This is a genomic window from Facilibium subflavum (assembly GCF_003574485.1).
In the GTDB taxonomy this organism is placed as follows: Bacteria; Pseudomonadota; Gammaproteobacteria; order Francisellales; family Francisellaceae; genus Facilibium; species Facilibium subflavum.
In genome coordinates this window covers 1-626 of the sequence record NZ_QLIT01000352.1, presented here as the reverse complement: position 1 = coordinate 626, position 626 = coordinate 1, and the positions used below count along the sequence as shown (strand labels likewise).

1 protein-coding gene is annotated in these 626 nt (G+C 27.8%); it reads left to right on the top strand.

Translation table 11 applies throughout. From position 1 onward, the window contains the following. Positions 1–327: hypothetical protein (locus DNK84_RS15280; protein WP_208123358.1), on the top strand; the 327-nt coding region annotated here is incomplete at its 5' end. Between the last annotated feature and the right edge of the window lie 299 nt (positions 328–626).

The following is a 626-nucleotide window of genomic DNA, read 5'->3' as shown; positions in this document are numbered from 1 at the left end:
GAAAAAAGAAAGAAAAGAAAGAAGAGGGAAAGAATGAAAAAAAGAAAGAGGAAAGAGAAAAGAGGAGGAGAGATAAGAAGTAAGGGGAAAGGAGGAAGAATGAAGAAGAAGGACGAAGAAGAAAAGAAAAAAGAGAAAAGAAAGAGAAAAAGAAAAAAAGAGGAAGAAGAGGAAGAAGGGATAAAAAGAGAAAAAAGAAAAGAAGAAAAAGAAGAAGGAAAAGAAAGAAAAAAAAGAGAAAAGAAAGAGGATGATGATAGAGAAAAAGAAAGAAATGAGGAAGGAAGAAAGAAAAAAAATGAAGAAAGAGAAGGAAAAAATAGATAAGAAAAAATAGTAAGAAAAAAGATAAAAGGAAAAAAGAGAAAAAAGGAAAAGAGAAAGAAAAAGGAAAAAGAAAAAAAAAAAAAAAAAGAAAAAAAAGAAAAGTGAAAATGAAATGGAGAGAAAAAAAGGATATATGGGCCGGGAAAAACAGAAAGAAAGAAAAAAGGGATGAATAGATAAAACAAAGGTGGGATGAAGCCATAAGTAAGAAATTATGTTGGAAAATGGGATAAAACAAATAAAAAGACAAACAGAATTTAAACCTAAAAATGTAATAAGAAAAAAAAAAACAAAGTAGG